This is a genomic window from Mariniflexile sp. HNIBRBA6329 (assembly GCF_043558645.1).
Lineage (GTDB): Bacteria > Bacteroidota > Bacteroidia > Flavobacteriales > Flavobacteriaceae > Mariniflexile.
In genome coordinates this window covers 89,049-108,505 of sequence record NZ_JBIFXS010000009.1, presented here as the reverse complement: position 1 = coordinate 108,505, position 19,457 = coordinate 89,049, and the positions used below count along the sequence as shown (strand labels likewise).

The 19,457-nt window shown below is 33.4% G+C and carries 15 protein-coding genes; 12 read left to right on the top strand and 3 right to left on the bottom strand.

All coding sequences use genetic code 11. The features are described from left to right. Positions 1 to 30 precede the first annotated feature (30 nt). On the top strand, positions 31 to 4,896 hold the full coding sequence (locus tag ACGK9U_RS11315) for a choice-of-anchor L domain-containing protein (protein WP_394466488.1): 4,866 nt from the start codon (positions 31 to 33) through the stop codon (positions 4,894 to 4,896). Positions 4,897 to 5,190: 294 nt separating this feature from the next. Then, on the top strand, positions 5,191 to 7,194 hold the full coding sequence (gene uvrB, locus ACGK9U_RS11310) for an excinuclease ABC subunit UvrB (protein ID WP_394466487.1): 2,004 nt from the start codon (positions 5,191 to 5,193) through the stop codon (positions 7,192 to 7,194). A gap of 86 nt (positions 7,195 to 7,280) precedes the next feature. Here uvrB and ACGK9U_RS11305 read toward each other — a convergent pair whose 3' ends face one another. After that, the gene (locus ACGK9U_RS11305; RefSeq protein WP_394466486.1) at positions 7,281 to 7,688 is read right to left on the bottom strand and encodes a TerB family tellurite resistance protein; all 408 of its coding nucleotides are present in this window, start codon (positions 7,686 to 7,688) and stop codon (positions 7,281 to 7,283) included. A gap of 373 nt (positions 7,689 to 8,061) precedes the next feature. Here ACGK9U_RS11305 and ACGK9U_RS11300 point away from each other — a divergent pair, with 373 nt between their 5' ends. Beyond that, the gene (locus ACGK9U_RS11300; RefSeq protein ID WP_394466485.1) at positions 8,062 to 8,424 is read left to right on the top strand and encodes a DUF1456 family protein; all 363 of its coding nucleotides are present in this window, start codon (positions 8,062 to 8,064) and stop codon (positions 8,422 to 8,424) included. Between the two features lie 56 nt (positions 8,425 to 8,480). Here ACGK9U_RS11300 and sucC read toward each other — a convergent pair whose 3' ends face one another. Further along, a complete protein-coding gene (gene sucC / locus ACGK9U_RS11295) occupies positions 8,481 to 9,671 on the bottom strand; it encodes an ADP-forming succinate--CoA ligase subunit beta (protein WP_394466484.1) in 1,191 nt (396 codons plus the stop codon). 200 nt (positions 9,672 to 9,871) lie between these two features. On the opposite strand from sucC, the gene lysA reads away from it, so the two are divergent. From lysA to ACGK9U_RS11250, 9 genes are all read left to right on the top strand, one after another. Next, complete coding sequence (gene lysA, locus ACGK9U_RS11290) at positions 9,872 to 11,107, top strand: diaminopimelate decarboxylase (RefSeq protein WP_394466523.1); 1,236 nt, start codon at positions 9,872 to 9,874, stop codon at positions 11,105 to 11,107. Positions 11,108 to 11,291: 184 nt separating this feature from the next. Further along, the gene (locus tag ACGK9U_RS11285) at positions 11,292 to 11,543 is read left to right on the top strand and encodes a hypothetical protein (RefSeq protein ID WP_394466483.1); all 252 of its coding nucleotides are present in this window, start codon (positions 11,292 to 11,294) and stop codon (positions 11,541 to 11,543) included. Between the two features lie 22 nt (positions 11,544 to 11,565). Then, positions 11,566 to 12,513, top strand: a complete 948-nt coding sequence (locus ACGK9U_RS11280) for a nuclear transport factor 2 family protein (protein WP_394466482.1) — start codon at positions 11,566 to 11,568, stop codon at positions 12,511 to 12,513. 87 nt (positions 12,514 to 12,600) lie between these two features. Then, positions 12,601 to 13,473, top strand: a complete 873-nt coding sequence (locus ACGK9U_RS11275; protein WP_394466481.1) for an ester cyclase — start codon at positions 12,601 to 12,603, stop codon at positions 13,471 to 13,473. Between the two features lie 134 nt (positions 13,474 to 13,607). Continuing rightward, positions 13,608 to 13,877, top strand: coding sequence for a hypothetical protein (locus ACGK9U_RS11270; protein WP_394466480.1), 270 nt, complete (start codon positions 13,608 to 13,610; stop codon positions 13,875 to 13,877). A 75-nt stretch (positions 13,878 to 13,952) separates the two neighbouring features. Beyond that, on the top strand, positions 13,953 to 15,248 hold the full coding sequence (locus tag ACGK9U_RS11265) for a DUF418 domain-containing protein (RefSeq protein ID WP_394466479.1): 1,296 nt from the start codon (positions 13,953 to 13,955) through the stop codon (positions 15,246 to 15,248). Positions 15,249 to 15,260: 12 nt separating this feature from the next. Then, entirely contained in the window at positions 15,261 to 16,439 is a 1,179-nt protein-coding gene (locus ACGK9U_RS11260) for a DUF1624 domain-containing protein (protein WP_394466478.1), read from the top strand. Between the two features lie 16 nt (positions 16,440 to 16,455). After that, complete coding sequence (locus ACGK9U_RS11255) at positions 16,456 to 17,757, top strand: APC family permease (RefSeq protein WP_394466477.1); 1,302 nt, start codon at positions 16,456 to 16,458, stop codon at positions 17,755 to 17,757. 212 nt (positions 17,758 to 17,969) lie between these two features. Further along, positions 17,970 to 18,896 carry a hypothetical protein gene (locus ACGK9U_RS11250; RefSeq protein WP_394466476.1) on the top strand — a complete coding sequence of 309 codons (927 nt, stop codon included), beginning with the start codon at positions 17,970 to 17,972 and terminating at the stop codon, positions 18,894 to 18,896. Here ACGK9U_RS11250 and ACGK9U_RS11245 read toward each other — a convergent pair whose 3' ends face one another. Then, positions 18,897 to 19,448 carry a hypothetical protein gene (locus ACGK9U_RS11245; protein ID WP_394466475.1) on the bottom strand — a complete coding sequence of 184 codons (552 nt, stop codon included), beginning with the start codon at positions 19,446 to 19,448 and terminating at the stop codon, positions 18,897 to 18,899. Positions 19,449 to 19,457: the final 9 nt, after the last annotated feature.

The window sequence follows — 19,457 nt, the reverse complement described above, 5'->3', positions numbered from 1 at the left end:
TAAAATACTATTTAGAAACCTACTTTAAGTATGAGATTTATATATCTTACTATAATAGCATGCGTTTGCAGCTGTAATTTTGTGATCGCTCAGCTAATTACAATTGATAATACTATTCCTGTACAAGACCTCATAGAAAATAATTTAGCTAGTAATTGTGTCGATATTTCTAATGTAACATCATCACTTAATGGTAGTGTAAATGGCTTTTCTAGTTTTGGTAGTTTTCAAAGTGGGGGTTCTAATTTTCCTTTAAGTACAGGTATTGTACTATCTACAGGAAATGCTGCCTCGGGAGCGAACACTACAAATACCACCGATTTGAGCGAAGGTACACTTAGTTGGGGCACCGAACCAGATATTGAAACCGCTTTAGGAGTTGGCAATACTGTAAATGCTACAGTTATTGAATTCGATTTTGTAGCCCTATCTGATGCCATACAATTTAATTATCTTTTAGCCTCTGAAGAATACTATGCCAATTACCCCTGCAATTCTTCAGATGGTTTTGCTTTTTTAATAAGAGAAAGTAGCAGTACAGGGCCATACCAAAATATAGCACTCATTCCGGGTACCAACACACCTGTTACAGTTAATAATATTCATGATGAAATTATAACTCAATGTCCTGCAGCTAATGCACAATATTTTGATGGCTATAATTTTGGAAACACGAACTATAATGGTAGAACTACCGTACTCACTGCTGCTGGTAATGTAACACCAAATGTGCAATATCATGTTAAATTAATTGTAGCGGACCAAGGAAACGACCCTTCATACGATACGGCCGTTTTTATAGAAGCCAATACGTTTAATGCGCTTGAGCTGGGAGACGATGTCAATACTTGCTCTGGCAGTGTAAGTTTAAATGGCGAAATACAAAACCCCCAAGCCACTTACGCATGGTACCGAGACAACGCCCTTTTGCCTGGAGAAATAGCCCCAATACTAACAACTACTGATAGTGGTTTATACCGCGTTGAGGTAACTATCAATGGGCTTAATTGTACTATTACAGATGACATTAATGTTACTATAGATACCGAATTATCAACCAATCCAATTTCACCTTACGCAGTGTGTGATGATGATGGAAATGGCGTAGAAACTTTTAATCTATCTACCAAAAATCAAGATGTTGTTAATGCAATCTCTAATCTTCCTGCTAATTATACGATTTCGTATTATTATACCGATGCTGATGCAAGAAACAATCCTAGTAACAATATAACAAGTCCAATAACAAGTGGTCCAACCACTATTTTTGTACGTGTTGAAGATACTGACCAAGGCTGTCTAATTTATGGGGAATTCAATTTAGAAGTTAATTCACCTCCAATAATTTCGCAGCCAGCAGATTGGGATGTCTGCGATAATGATGACACCCCAAATAATCAAACCGCTGTAGATTTAAGAGAAAAAGATAGTGAAATAACCAATGGTCAAACTAACCTAGGTGTAAGCTACCACACTACACCACTCGATGCTAATAATGGAACCAATCGTATTTTACCTCCTTATAACGTTACAGGACCTTCTGAAACACTTTATGTAAGAGTTACAGATAATCTAACTGGCTGTGTGAGCACGACCTCTTTAACTATTAATGTAACTAATGGTAATACTCAAATAGTTAGGGATCTGCAATACATTGATGCTTGTGATGTGGACCATGATGGCTCAGCTTTGTTCGATTTAACTCAGGTTATTAACAACATTTTAAACGGTGAAACTAATTTTTTACCACCAACTTACCATACAAGTCAAAGTGATGCTGAATCTGGAGCTAACCCGATTTCTGACCCCGCAAATTACCAATATACAAATGCTGTGCCCGAACCTGGAAACACAACCGTTTATGTTAGACTTGTTGATAGTACAACGGGTTGCTACGCCATAGTTCCTATTGAAATTCACACCAATCTATTACTTACAGGAACCGATACTGGTGAATTTGCTTTATGTGATGATTCTGATAATAATAATTCTGTAGACTTCGATTTATATGTCGTTGAATCATTCATTATCGGGCAATTGCCTTTTCCTATAGCTGTAACCTTTTACAACAACCAAGATGATTTAGATAACGATACTAACCCTATTAACAAGGATGATTTTTATCCAGTAAGTACAACAACACCCACAACCTTATTTATAAAAATTGAAAATACCGCTACGGGCTGTATTGAAGAGGAAGATATTATATTGCGGGTAAATCCTGTATTACTTTTTAATTCGCCAACCCCTCTACCTTATTGTGATACTGATGATGATGGTGTTGCTGATGTTTTTTTACCATCGTTTGACGATACTATTCTAAATGGAAATACAGACTTTGCTGTTACTTATTTTCCAACCTTACAAGATGCTGAAACCAATAACACCGCAAACCAACTACCCAATACGTATGTAGTAGACCAACAAGCAACCCTATGGGCACGTATTGAAAATATTGACACGGGTTGCCACACCGAAAACAGCTTCGATATTGAAGTATCGGTAGCTCCAGCGACGACGACACCTACTCCTATTATTATTTGTGATAACGATCAAGATGGGTTTTCAATTATAAATTTAGAAGCTAAAATACCTGAGGTTGTTTCTAACACGAATGGATTAAATATCAGTTTTCATACATCTTACGATAATGCTAATACAAGTACAGATGCTATTAGTAACCCTGAAACATATAATGCTAATACGCAAACCATTTATATTCGTATTGAAGATACTACATCAACAATCATATGTCCTGCTATTGAATCCTTTAATATTATTGTTAATACCATACCAATAATTCCTAACATAACACCCTACAAAATATGTGTTGATATAGGTACAACATCGGCAAACTTTATTTTTGCAGATAAAGATGCTGAAATTTTAAATGGACAAAATGGCAAAGAAGTTTTCTATTTTGAAGATAGCGCCTTTACTAGCTTAATAGATAAGAATAATCCCTACCCAAGTTCGGGGTTAGAAACCATATATATACGTGTTGAAAATATTTCAGACCCCACCTGTAACAGCACAGGGTCTTTTACAATAGAAGTAGCAACAAACCCCGACTATAATACTAATTTTTCAGATTTCCCTCCGGTTTGTCAAAGTGTTGCTGGCGATAATACTTTCGATTTAGAAAGTAAACGCCAGGAAATTGCTCAAGGCAGCAGTGACAATTTAAATATTCAGTTTTATTTAAATGAAAATGATGCTCTTAACAATACTGGAACGCCATTACCTAATCAATACACTTCGAATGCGCTTCAGGGCCAATTTTATGCAAGAATAGAAAATCTAGCCAATCTATGTGCCGTTGTAGAAGAGGTAAGATTTATTACCTTTCCTACACCTCATATTATTTCTGCTACTATAGCACCTGTATGCGATGTGGATTATGATGGCAATACAACTATCAATTTAGAATCAACCATTTATGACATAGGAAACGTAAGGTTTAGTGATGTGGCGATATCCTATTATGAAGATGTAGATTTAACAATAGAAATACCAACTTCTCAAATAAATGCATATCCCGCAAGTGATGGTAAAATAATTTATGTTAAAGCGGAAATTGAATCAACAGACTGTTCGGACTCAATGTCTCTAGAGCTAAATGTAAATATACCACCTGTAACCAATGATATAGGAACCATTCCTATTTGCGACAATGACACTAATACCTTTGATTTAACTCAAGTAAACAGATTAATTACTAATGCTTATAATACGTCTGCAATATCATACCACAACACACTAAACGAGGCAAATAACAATACAAACCCTATTGGAAACACATTTAATTACACTTCGAGCAACCATACCATTTATGCAAGGGTAGCAAATAACAACTCTGGATGTTATGCCATACAATCTTTTATCTTGGAAATAAATAGTAACCCCGTGGCTAACACACCTCCAAATTTAATAGCATGTGATGACAATTTTGATGGCTTTTTAGAATTTGATTTATTGGCAACAGCAAATGCTATTATAGGAAATCAAAATGCAAATACACATACCGTAACTTATTATAATAATTCTGCAAGTGCCGAAGCCGGTACTAATGCTTTAGGCAATTTATACTCCGCATCCAATAACGAAATTATTTATGCACGAATAGAAAACAATTCGGATTGTTATGACATCACCCAATTTACAACCATAGTAAACCCTCTGCCTGTCATTCCTATAAACGACATCGTTCCTTTGTGCTTAAACAATTTACCGCTAGTTATAGATGCTTATACAGGCAACCCAAACGACACGTATCAATGGTCTAACGGAGCAACAACCCCACAAATTGTATTAATTGATGCTTCTCAAATAGGCGATTATTGGGTAACAGCTACAACACCGCATGTCATTTCAGATGATTGTTCATATACCAAATTCTTTTCCGTAATAGAGTCTGAAACCGCCAATATCAATTTTACAACAACCGTTGATTTTGCAGACCCAAATAGCATTACTGTGAATGTTAGTGGAATTGGAGATTATCTGTTTATACTGGATGGTGGAGAACCACAAACATCTAACGTATTTAATAATGTTACTTTAGGTGTTCACACAATAACCATAAGAGACTTAAATGGTTGTGAAGACGTAACTACCGAAGTTTTTGTTATAGATATTCCTAAATTTTTCACACCAAACAACGATAGCTATTTTGATACGTGGCATGTTGTAGGCATTGAACAACTACCTGGAACCGTTATTTATATTTATAACAGATATGGTAAATTACTCAAAAATTTACTGCACACCTCCAGTGGATGGGATGGAACGTACAATGGCGAAAACATGCCTACAGATGATTATTGGTTTGTTGCAAAAATCATTCAAAACGGAGAAGCTTTTGAAATTAAAGGACATTTTGCACTAAAACGCTAAAATCATTAACTTTTTATGTTTAAGTAGTTATTTTTACAGTTAGAGTTGTCATTTATAATGAAGCCGCTTTTTCTTTTAAGTTTTCTTTTTTAGGATTTCTCTCGATTAAACAAAATCTTCAAGTTGACAGTCAAACCTATCAATCCTTTAGAAGCTGGTTGAAATGGTACCTATAGTTTCAAATTTTTATCAAATGACGATTATTGGTATTTAGTAACATTGCCCGATAGTAGCGAATATAATGGACGCTTTACTTTGAAACGATAACACACTTTTTTTGCGTAATTTTGCAATATGAAGTTCAAAATTGAATCCGAATTCAGTCCTACAGGCGATCAACCCGAAGCTATAAAACAACTCGTTGCCGGTATAAATGCCAACGAAAAATACCAAACACTACTTGGTGTAACAGGTTCTGGTAAAACCTTTACAGTTGCTAATGTGATTCAGGAAGTTCAAAAACCCACGCTTGTTTTAGCCCATAATAAAACCTTAGCAGCTCAATTATATTCTGAGTTTAAACAGTTTTTTCCAAATAATGCTGTTGAATACTTCGTATCGTATTACGACTACTACCAACCTGAAGCATACATTCCCGTATCGGGAGTTTTTATAGAAAAAGATTTATCCATCAATGAAGAAATAGAAAAGATGCGTTTAAGTGCAACCTCTTCCCTACTTTCTGGCAGACGCGATGTATTGGTTGTTGCATCCGTTTCGTGCATTTATGGTATTGGAAACCCAATAGAATTTCAAAAAAACGTGATTACGCTTAAGCGCGACCAAGTTATTTCAAGAACCAAACTTTTACATCAATTGGTACAAAGTTTGTATTCGCGTACCGAAGGTGAATTCAATCATGGAAACTTCAGGATAAAAGGTGATACGGTGGATATCTTCCCAAGTTATGCCGATGATGCCTTTAGAATCCACTTTTTTGGCGATGAAATTGAGGATATGGAATCTTTCAACATCCAAACCAATCAAGTGATTGAAAAATATGATTTACTGACTATTTATCCTGCAAACATGTTTGTAACATCGCCCGATGTTTTACAAAACGCCATTAAGGAAATTCAGGACGATTTAGTAAAACAGCACGATTATTTTAAAGAAATTGGTAAACATTTAGAAGCAAAAAGGCTTAAAGAACGTACCGAATTCGACTTGGAAATGATTAGGGAATTGGGCTATTGTTCCGGTATTGAAAACTACTCACGTTATTTAGATGGAAGACTTCCGGGTACAAGACCATTCTGTTTATTGGATTATTTTCCAGAGGATTACTTAATGGTAGTGGATGAAAGCCATGTTACTATTTCGCAAGTACACGCCATGTATGGAGGCGATAGAAGCAGAAAAGAAAATTTGGTAGAATACGGTTTTAGATTGCCTGCTGCTATGGATAACCGACCCTTAAAATTTGAAGAGTTTGAAGCCATACAAAACCAAGTTATATATGTAAGCGCTACACCTGCTGATTATGAATTAAAAAAATCGGACGGTATTTATGTAGAGCAAGTGATTCGTCCAACCGGATTATTGGACCCCGTTATTGAAATCCGACCCAGTTTAAACCAAATTGATGATTTAATAGAAGAAATCCAGCAACGTGTTGAAAAAGACGAACGTACCTTGGTAACTACACTTACCAAACGTATGGCAGAGGAACTGACTAAATATTTAGACCGCATTCAAATTCGTTGTCGCTACATACATAGCGATGTAGATACTTTGGAGCGTGTAGAAATTATGCAAGACTTACGTAAAGGTTTATTTGATGTGTTGGTTGGTGTAAACTTACTTCGAGAAGGATTGGACTTACCCGAAGTGTCTCTTGTCGCCATTTTAGACGCCGATAAGGAAGGTTTTTTACGTTCGGCACGTTCATTGACACAAACCGTTGGTAGAGCCGCTAGAAACCTTAACGGCAAAGCTATTATGTATGCCGATAAAATAACCAATAGCATGCAAAAAACCATTGATGAAACCAATTACCGACGCGAAAAACAAATTGCATACAATACCAAACACAATTTAGTTCCAAAGGCATTAAATAAAAGTTTAGATAATGCTTTAACTAAAAACTCAGTAAGCACCTATAGTTATGAATTGGAAGCCTTAAAAGCTGCCGAACCAGAAAGTGCTTATTTAAACAAACCTGAATTGGAAAAGAAAATTCGCGAAAAACGGAAACTTATGGAAGAAGCTGCTAAAGCATTAGATTTTATTGTTGCGGCAAAACTACGTGATGAAATTAAAGACTACCAAACGAAACTGGAAAAGTTAAATGTTTAAAATTCCAAATAAAAAATCCAAATTCCAATATTTCAGTAATTAAAACCTTCTATTGGAATTTGGATTTTGGAATTTACTTTATAAACCTAATTATACTGTGTTTTAAAAATATCTATTAAAACGTCTGGTGGAACAATTTTATTGGGAAAACTTTCCATTAAATATAAAACCTTTGTAATTGATTCATGGCTTAAACCCATACGCAATCCAAAGTTATATAACTTAATCGCACTTTTTGATTCGTTACCGCCTTGATTTTCAATATTCATTAGCAAAACCAAACGGTGGAATTGCACAATGCGCTCGCTATGAGATTTTAAATGAGTATAATTAATTGGATGTTCTATCAAGTAATCAAAATCTTCTCGCGAAATATCTAACTGTTTTGCAACACCTAGTAAAAAATTATATTCTATATGTTTTATGTCTTTATCGTACTTAGCAAAAGCTATCATTTCGGAAAGAAGACTTAGTTTTTCTACTCTATTAATCATGGCTAAGAGGGATTAATTAATTACATTATAAAGATACGAACAACAATAATTTAATAATCGTGGATAATATGTAACTTATCGAAAACACAAACGTAGTTGGTCGTGTATTTTATTTATTTCATCAATAAAAAAAATTATCACACAAAAAAACACATGTGCTTTTAAGCATAAAATCTTAACAAAAAATTAAAAAACAATTAATTAACTAATTGATATACAGTAAATTAATTTATTTTAATTATTATAAAATAAGGTTAATCAAAATAAATTTTTTAAGGTATCTTTACAAAAATTACAAAAACGCTAGAAAAGCATGTGCTTGATTGCATTATCGATAAACGGTAAGCTTAATTTTAGTGTAAAAATTGCAGATATGACAAATAACGATATTTTAAAAAAACTACGTGTTGCGTTAAAGCTTAGAGATGATGATATTGTGAAAATTTTAGAGCTTGTAGACTTTAGAATTTCTAAAAGTGAGTTGGGTGCTTTTTTTAGAAATGAAGACCATCCAAAGTATATGGAATGCGGCGACCAAATTTTACGAAACTTTTTAAACGGTTTGGTTATTCATTTACGCGGACCAATGCCCAAGAAAGATGCCAATAAAGAAAAAGGTATCAATATTAAACCTGGAACCGAAAAAGGTGAAGCTTCCGAGAAAGCACCACAAAAAAAGTTTATAAAAAAGAAAAGTTTATTACATTCTAAAACAAACAAAAAGAGCAACGGTTAATGTTGCTCTTTTTGTTATATATGCCTACAAGGTTTTTAAAACCTTGCAGGGTAAAATTAAGCTAATACTTGTTGTACTTTATCTGCTGCTTCTTGGAATTCAGTAGCACTTAATACTGCTAAACCAGAATTATCAATTAATTCTTTAGCTATATCAGCATTCGTTCCTTGTAAACGCACAATAATTGGCACATTGATAGTTCCCATGTTTTTGTAAGCATCAATAACACCTTGCGCCACACGGTCGCAACGTACAATACCTCCAAAAATATTGATTAAAATAGCTTTTACAGCTGGATCTTTTAATATGATTTTGAAAGCTGCCTCTACGCGAGCCGCATCAGCAGTACCACCAACATCTAAAAAGTTTGCTGGCTCACCACCTGCTTGTTTAATTAAATCCATGGTTGCCATAGCTAAACCAGCACCGTTCACCATACATCCAACATTACCATATAAGTCTACATAGTTTAAGCCTTTTTCGCCAGCTTCAACTTCAATAGCACTTTCTTCACGGATATCACGTAAATCTACATAATCTTTATGTCTGTAAAGCGCATTGTCATCTATAGTAACCTTAGCATCAACAGCTAAAATTTTATTATCGCTTGTTTTTAAAACTGGATTGATCTCAAATAGAGATGAATCTGATTTTACATAAGCCGTATAAAGATTGGTAACAAACTTTGTCATTTCCTTAAAAGCTGTACCAGATAATCCTAAATTGAAAGCAACACGTCTTGCTTGGAAAGGTAAAAGACCAACTGCAGGATCTACTTCCTCAGTAAAAATTAAATGAGGGGTTTCTTCTGCAACAGTTTCAATATCCATTCCACCTTCGGTAGAATACATAATCATATTACGACCTGTACCTCTGTTCAATAAAACAGATACGTAAAACTCGCTGGTTTCACTTTCTCCTGGATAATAAACATCCTCAGCAACCAAAACTTGATGTACTTTTTTACCGGCAGCAGAAGTTTGAGGCGTAATAAGGTTCATTCCTATAATGTTTCCTGCAATTGCTTCTACTTCTTTAAGGTTTTTAGCAAGTTTAACACCGCCACCTTTACCACGTCCACCAGCATGAACTTGGGCTTTAATTACGTACCAACTTGTACCAGTTTCTGCCGTTAATTGTTTTGCTGCTGCTACCGCTTCTTGTGCATTTTGAGCAACAATACCACGTTGGATGCGTACTCCAAAGCTGCTTAATATTTCTTTACCTTGATATTCGTGTAAATTCATAATTTGCTAAATAGTTTAAGAAGCGCAAATGTAAATAATCATGTTTACTTACCCTAATAATTAATTACTAAAACGCTTATTTTGAATTAAAGTTTTTTATTTTGTTAAATAATTAACTTTTTGTTTAATTTGTTTAATTTTTAATTAATTTCTTTTTTATTGATTTTAAAGAAATATCTTTGGCAAAAATTTTGAAAATTATGTTGGAAAATCAATTGCTAAAAATAGCACAAGATTTTGGGAGCCCGGTTTACGTTTATGATGCCGAAAAAATTGAAAGTCAATACAAAAGACTAACTAATGCTTTTAAAAATGTTAAGCATCTAAAAATAAACTATGCTGTTAAAGCATTATCTAATATATCTATACTAAAATTTTTTAACTCATTAGGTTCTGGAATTGACACTGTTTCAATACAAGAAGTTCAATTAGGTTTAGCTGCTGGTTTTTCACCAGAACAAATTATTTTTACACCAAACGGCGTTTCATTAACCGAAATTGAAGAAGCTGCTGCTTTAGGTGTTAAAATTAATATAGATAATTTATCTATTTTAGAACAATTTGGTGCAAAACACCCAAAAACGCCTGTTTGTATCCGTATAAACCCGCACGTTATGGCTGGTGGAAATGCTAATATTTCTGTTGGCCATATAGATTCTAAATTCGGTATCTCTATTCATCAAATACCGCACATTTTACGTATTGTTGAAAATACCAAAATGACAATTAACGGTATACACATGCATACTGGCAGTGATATATTAGACATTGAAGTGTTTTTATATGCTAGTGAAATTTTGTTTGAAACCGCAAAACAATTTAAAAATTTAGACTTTATCGATTTTGGTTCTGGGTTTAAAGTACCTTACAAACCAGGTGATATTGAAACTAATATTGAAGAATTAGGTGAAAAATTAACTAAAAAATTCAATAACTTCTGTAAAGAATACGGGAAAGATTTAACCTTAGCATTTGAACCAGGTAAATTTTTAGTGAGCGAATCTGGAAGTTTTTTAACTAAAGTAAATGCCATTAAACAAACTACCTCAACGGTTTTTGCTCAGGTAGATTCTGGTTTCAATCACTTAATACGCCCTATGTTTTACGGGTCGCACCACGAAATTTCAAATATTTCCAATCCAAAAGGGCGCGAGCGTTTTTATACTGTAGTAGGCTATATTTGTGAAACAGATACTTTTGGCAATAACCGTCGCATCAACGAAATTAATGAAGGTGATATTTTATGTTTCAAAAATGCTGGTGCTTACTGTTTTTCTATGGCAAGTAACTACAATTCTAGATTCCGTCCTGCCGAAGTATTATGGTACAATAATGAAGCACATTTAATAAGAAAAAGAGAAACCTTTGATGATATTATAAACAATCAAATTGAAGTTGATTTTTCTTCTAAAAAACAAAAGGAATTAGTTAAATAAATTCCATATTAAATCTTAGTTTATAAAAAAAGCTCAACAATAATTGTTGAGCTTTTTTTCTTCAAAACATCTTTTCAATAAATATTATTTATAAAATTTGTTAATAATCAATATATTAACTAATATTATATAATATTTTCCCTAAGTCTTTTTTTAGTTAAATTAATTTTAATAAAAAGACTTTATGCTATTTTATACAACTACATACATCTTCAAACTAAAGGTTGTATTTATACTCTTGTGGCTGTACACTACTTTTTCATTTTTGCAAAACACATCTAACAAGCAAAGTGTAAAACCTAATACCAAAACACTCACTCCTAAAGCTAAAATAATTTACCAAAACCAATTGGCAGAGCATCAATTGGGCATACCGTTTCTGTCTATAAAATCAACATTAAACCAATTTACTAACTATAAATTTAAAAAGAATTAATTAACCATAAATTTTTATACCAATGAAAAAACTAACATTATTATTCGTAATTGCTTTAGCAAGCACAGTGGCATCATTCGCCCAAAAAAAATCCAATGGAACCATTTACATTGAACACCCAGCTATTGCTGTAGTTGAAAACATGACCAAAGCTTTTGTAGCTGGAGATTCTGCCAAAGTAGCAAGTTATTTGGCTGATGATTTTAAATCCTATAACGGCGTAGGCACAAGGACCAACGATAAAGGACAAGACAAAACCTCTTATTTAAAAGGTGTGAAATGGTGGAACGACGCCCTCGATTATTTTTCTATAACCCGCACCAAAAGTGCTTATCCTGATGCTTTGGAATACAAAGAAGATAATCAAAAGGATGTAGTTTGGGTACAAACTTGGGAAGATTTAAAAGGGGTGCATAAAAAAACAGGCGTAAAAATTGATATGCCTACACACAAACTTTTTGTTGTAAACAAAAACAACAAGATACAAACCATTATAAATTACACCAATCAAAGTATCCCAGACGAAATACGTGCCAGCTATGTAAATAGAACAAATGGCAAAATTTATAACCATCATGACAATATTAATACCGTTCGTTTGGCCAACTATGCTTTTGAAAAAAAAGATTTAGACAAATGCATGAGTTATTACAGTGATGATGCAAAATTTTCAGATATCAATTCAGGATGGGAAAAAACCTATACAAAAGAAGAAACAAAATCCATGTGGCAAAAATTCTTAAATGATTATGAGATAAAAAATTTAGAGATGATTGGATATCCTGATTACTTGGAATATGAAATGGGTAACGGACGTGAAGTTTTATCTTGGTGGAATTACCATTTAATTCGTAAGTCGGATAAAAAAGAAATTACGCTGCCAATGCACATTAGCAACAGTTTTAACTCAGACGGAAAAATAATAGCTGAAATGGGGTACTATAGCCAAAGCTTGCTGACTGCCAAGTGAAACATTTAAAATACAAAGGCTGCTTAACTATTTAGCTGCCTTTGTATTTACACAATTATATAAGTTTAACCACTAAAATCAACTAAAATGAAAAATTCAGTCAAACTATTTCTTCTAATCATTGGATTAAGCATAATGTCTTGTAACAATACTAAAACTGAAAAAAACATTAAAATGTATTCCGATACTTGGGATCATATTGTTAACGATGGCAACTTAGACCTTATTAACAATACAAACTTCACCGAAGACATCACAATGATATCTAGTCCAGAAAACATTGTAGGTATTGACAATTTTAAAGCCTATTACCAAAACTTCATAACTGGATTTTCAGATATTAAATTTACGGTTGTTGATATTTTTGGTCAAGACGATAATATTGTGAAACATTGGAATTTTAAAGGAAAACATACTGGTGATTTCTTCGGAATGCCCGCCACAGGAAAATCGGTAGACATTGAGGGTGTTACCATAGCTAAAATGAAAGATGGTAAAATTGCCCAAGAACAAGATTTCATGGATAACACGGTATTTTTACAACAATTAGGCATTGTATCTTCACCAGAAAATACAAGCATTATTGACAGTCTTTATAAAGCTTTTGGAACTGGTGATATTCCTACTGTTTTAAGCAAAATGGATGCCAATATTGTTTGGAATGAAGCCGAAGGCAATGCTTATGCCGATGGCAATCCATACGTAGGGCCAGATACCGTTTTAAATGGTGTATTTGCACGTGTTGGTGGTGAATGGGATGGATTTAAACTGGTTAATATTCAATTGCATGACATGTTCAATAACCAAGTGCTTGCTACTTTACGCTATAATGGAACTTATAAAAAGACCAATAAGCCTATTGATGCTCAAGCAGCTCATTTATGGACGCTTAATGATGGAAAGGTAATTGCTTTTCAACAATATGTGGATACAAAGCAACTAGCAGATGCCATAAAATAATAAAACTAAAAACCAAACAAAATTAAGAACAACAGGCATTGGTATTGATACAGCCCTGGCTTTTGGATTGAATACATACAAAAATGGGTAAGCCGAAAACCAATAAGAGTAGGCATTAATATAAATAGAATATCATGAAACAAACCGTTATAGGCCGACATAAAGTCGGAAATTTTGACAAATGGCTTAAAGGCCATCAAGACCGAGTTAACTTATTTTCTCCTGCAGTAGCCAGTTTCAGGACATTTCAGGATTCAAATGATTCCAATTCCATACTCATAGTTTTTGAAGATGCTGATCTAGAAATGCTTGGGGCTATCATTAACGACCCAAAGAACAAATCAAAGAAAGACGAACATACTGTTTTAGAACCTGTAATATTGTCGATGCAGGTCCCTACGTAGAATGAAACTTAACTTTCCAATAGCATCTTTCTTAAAATAGAATTTAGAAAGATGCTATTAAAACAACCAACCACAATGGAAAACACACAAACAGTATTTGTTCCTTTAAAGAGTTCAGATAGAATTCAATCCCTTGATATTATGCGAGGTATTGTTTTGTTTGGAATATTATTAATGAACATCAACGGTATGGGTCTAGCCGGAGCTTATGAAGACCCTACGGTTAGTGGAGGTTCATCGGGTTGGGATTTAACTACATGGATAACGACCAATATGTTTTTTGAAGGTACCATGAGGGCATTATTTTCGCTCTTATTTGGTGTTGGCATGTTTATACTTCTTGACCGACTCGAAAAAAAAGGAGCAGGCATTGAAGCAGCAAACATCTATTTTAGACGACTTACTTGGTTATTAGTTTTCGGATTAATTCACTGCTACTTATTGCTATGGGACGGAGAGATTTTATATAACTATGCATTAATGGGATTCTTGGTGTTTTCTTTTAGATATATAGCGCCGAAAAAATTAATAACTATTGCTTTATTTTTATTTTCTGCAGGTGCCTTGTGGAACTACTCAGACTATCTTAAGGATATCAAGTTTATGGAACAAGTTGAACTTGCTCAAAGTTATAAATTGGAAGGTAAAGAATTACCAAAAGAACTAAAGGAGGCAGACCAGAAATGGGAAGCCAGAGCATGGGAAAGATCCCAAAAAGGTGTTGAAGAATACAACTCCAGCATGCGTAAAGGATATTTTGATGTTGTCACTTTTCTAGCCCCAAAAAATCTACATTATAATGAACATTTTCCTTATAGATACGATTTATGGGATGTATTAAGCATGATGCTTTTAGGTATTGCGTTGTTTAAATTGAAAATCCTTACCGCTGAAAAATCATATCGCTTTTACGGGTTAATGGTTGTAGCTGGTTATGTAATTGGCATATCTGTTAACTATTACGAAACCCAATTAATTATTAACAATCAATTTTCAATGCTGGCTTTTTCACAATCATACTTGACTTATGATTTAGGAAGAGTACCTGTTGCTATGGGGCATGTTGGGCTCATCATGTTATTTTGTAAACTACCTATTTTAAATTGGTTAAAAAAGAGTTTATCAGCTGTCGGCAAAATGGCTTTAACCAATTATGTGATGCACTCGGTTTTTGCTATGTTTATTTTTACTGGTGCAGGATTTGGACTCTTTGGAACCTTTCATCGTCATGAATTGTTATATATTGTATTTTCAATTTGGTTGTTTCAGTTAATAGCTAGCCCTATTTGGTTAAAATATTATCAATTTGGTCCTTTAGAATGGATTTGGAGAAATTTAAGTTATCAAAAACGGCATTCATTTAAAAAATAAACAATATCAAATATGGTTAAAACCAACCGTATAGAATCCATAGACATATTAAGAGGTGTCGTAATGGTTATCATGGCTTTAGATCATGTTAGAGACTATTTTCATTATGGGTCGTTCTTTATTAACCCTACTAATTTAGCAACCACGACGCCTATTTTGTTTTTCACCCGCTTTATAACACATTACTGTGCCCCTGTATTTGTGTTTTTAGCAGGAACCTCAGCCTTTTTATATGGCAGTAAAAAAACAAAGAATGAGTTGTTTAAATTCTTATTAACTCGGGGACTTTGGTTAATACTACTGGAAATTGTTTTAAACAATCTTATTTGGAAATTCGATATAACCTATAGCCGACTCATTCTTCAAGTAATTTGGGCTATTGGTTTTAGCATGATTGTACTATCCTTTTTAATCTTTTTATCAAGAAAAACAACACTCTTAATTGGAATCTTAATAGTTGTTGGCCATAATACCTTAGATAGTATTGTAATGAATGGTGCAAGTTTAAAGTCTATTTTTTGGTATACTCTGCATCAACCAAATATTATTACTTTAAACAACAATAACGACATAGGTATTTTTTATCCAGTATTACCTTGGATAGGACTTATGATTTTAGGCTATTGTTTAGGAAGCCTTTATACAAGAGATTTTAATATTGAAATTAGAAAAAAATGGCTGGTTATTTTGGGTACTGGTTCTATTATCTTGTTTTTCGTTTTAAGAAGCATCAATGTTTATGGCGATTTAGTGCCTTGGACAGTTCAAAGAAATACAACCTATACCGTTTTGTCATTCTTTAACGTTACAAAATATCCGCCATCATTAGCATACATCTTAATCACTATTGGTCCTGCCCTACTATTTTTATATGGCATGGAGACTGTAAAAAACAAATTGACCGACTTCTTTTTGGTCTTCGGGCGTGTGCCTTTGTTTTATTATTTTTTACATGTTTTGGTTATTCATATTTTAGCTATAATTGGGATATTAATTTTTGGTGGTAACTGGCAAGACATGATTTTAACTAAAGAAGTATTTGCCAATGCCAATCTTATTAATTATGGATATTCGCTCTTTGTGGTATATTTAGTATGGATAGGTATTATAGCTTTACTATATATTCCGTGCAAAAAATATATGATTTATAAATCCGAAAACAAAAACAAATGGTGGTTGAGCTATTTGTAAAATTCCATAAAATAATATGATTCAAAAAGAGGAAGGTTTAAAAAGAAGTGTTGGTGCGATAGGCTTATCTGCTAATGTTATAAATATTATAATAGGTTCGGGAATTTTTGTACTTCCAGCTATTATTGCTGCAAATATGGGCGCTTCTAGTATTATAGCTTACGCATTTTGTGGAATTTTAATGGCTCTTGTTATGCTATGCTTTGCAGAAGCAGGAAGTAAAGTGACCAATACAGGCGGTCCTTATACATACATTGAAACTGCATTTGGCGATTACGCTGGATTTATTGGAGGTATTCTTGCTGTAAGCGGTAATTTTTTTGCTGATGCCGCAGTCTCGAATGCGTTAGTAAATATTTTGGCCTCTACGTATCCCATATTTGAAACAGGATGGGTTCGGTTTTTATTTTTATTCATACTTTTTTATGGTTTGGTTTACATTAATGTTATTGGACTAAAACAGGGTATCGGGTTGGTAAAATTTAATACTATTGCTAAAATCATCCCTTTATTATTAATTATTGTTTTTGGGTGGAAAAATGTTTCCTTTGAGAATTTAGAAATTCACTCCTTACCAAGTATTAAAACTTTAGGTGAAACCTCCCTTATTTTATTTTTTGCGTTTCAAGGTTGCGAAACAGGGCTTATTGTTGGTGGCGAAGTTATTAACCCAAAACGCAGCATACCTAAAGCCGTTTTTATAAGTATTATAACGGTTGTTATCATCTATATTTTAATTCAAACTGTGGCGCAAGGTGTTTTAGGAAGCGAATTACCAAATTTTAAAGCAGCACCACTTGCCGAAACAGCGAAAATTATTTTTGGTCCTTTTGGACTTATACTTTTATTAATTGGTGCCATAATCTCTATGTTTGGATATATGAGCGGATCTATTTTAAATAGCCCACGAATTTTATATGCACTTTCTAGAGATAAAGTTATACCCATTAATTGGTTGTCTAAAATTCACAAATCATTTGCAACACCGCACATTGCCATTATTATATATGCTACTATTGGCTTTACACTGGCAGTATCTGGTAATTTTGAGCAGTTGGTTGTTATTGCTAGTAGTTCTGTACTCCTGCTTTATTTGGGTGTTGCTTTGTCTGTCATTAAATTACGCAACTCTCATAAATCTCTACCGAGTGAATTTAAAATTCCTGGAGGGTTAAGCGTTCCTATACTTTCAATACTGATTATACTTTATTTTCTATCAAATTTAGCACAAAATGAAATAATTGCAACTGTAATTATTATAGGTGTGTTATCATTAATTTTTGTTTTAGTAAAGTTTTTGAAAAAAAGAAAGAGGTAATGAAGCTCTCTATTAAAATTAACAACAATCCCGCTCATTTCAATTAAATACTTAAGAATTAACATCTGGAGTCGAAAGCTTTCAAAAAATTATTAAAAACATGATTAGTATTGAGTTATAAAATCAAATAAATACAACTCGAAAATTAGTAATATTATTTCATTTTTTATAAATGTCTTATATTAGTAACGCTTTTTATTACAATTCAACAAATGACACTTTATAAATTATTAAGTACTACCTTAATTTTACTCTTATCACCTATCTTCAACAATGCTCAAGAAAAAGGGTTTAAAGAAATACAATTAACACATACTGGTTCGGACAACAGATATGCCAGTTATAACAAAAGCGGTACACAAATAGTTTTTGAATCAAACAGAGACGGACATTGGCAAATTTACATTATGGATATTGATGGCAACAATCAGGTACGGCTTACAAACAGTACCTCGAACGACCGCAGACCAAGTTGGCATCCCTTTAAAAATAAAATTATTTTTGAATCAGACCGGACAGGCACCAACGAAATTTACACCTGTAACCTAGAAAACAAATCCGTAAAAAAAATGCCTATTAGTTTAAGTTACAATAAATCTTTTGCACAATTCGCACCGAATGGCGCTGAGGTTGTTTTTATTTGCCACGATAAGAATAATGAAACAGGAATTTACATGTGCAGTGCCAATGGTAAACGATTAAAAAAAATTATAGACAACCAACATATTAATTTGCAACCCAACCTTTCTCCAAGGGGCGATAATCTAATCTACTTTTCAAATAAAAACACCCAAAAGAAAAACAATGTTATTTATAGCTACAATATTATTACCAAAGAACAAAACAGACTTACATATTTTAAAGACCACAGTGAATTCCCCGATTGGACTAATATAAGAAGTAGTAGAATTGTTTATTCAGCCAAAGAAGATGATGCCAAAACTTCTGATATATATATTATGAGAAATGATGGCACGAATAAAATTCAAATTACATATAATGACGATGAAGACATATTGCCTCGTTGGTCTCCCAACAACATTAACTTATTGATTACTGGCTTTAGAAATGGCAATTACCAAATATGTAAAGTGCTTTTAAAAGAACCATTATCTCCAGACCAAAAACCATTAGATTAATTACCGCGATTTTATTTTACCTGAAAACAGGTTAATATTTGAATTGAATGGATTTCCTGAAGAACGGCGCAGCACAACCACTTGCCCACAATGCCATAACGCATCGGCAATGGGACCATTAATAATATTCCAAAAAGGCACTTCAGTATCTTGAAGTTGAAAATTAGTATTTCTCAAAACATCAGATACCAATTTAAAATTCAACAGGGTTTGTTTACGCATATTTTCAAAAGACAGTTCTGTTTTATTAGCATCTTTATTATCACTTAAAACACTATTTCTAATAAATTTAGACAGGCCGTAAATATGCTCGATAGTTCCAATGGTGGCGCGACCTGTTTCACTTGGTTTGAAATTTAAATCTTCATCTCGCAAGCCTTCAGTTGCCCAATAATATCGAAAGCCCAATCCATCAATCATTCTGGCTGCTACTGTGTTCGCCGTATAATCTTCTTGATAATCGGGAATTTCATAATAAGGTAATTTTTCTTCTGACTGTCCGTTAGAAAACATAGAACTCATTACTAAAAATGTGAAAATTATTTTTTTCATTTAAAATAC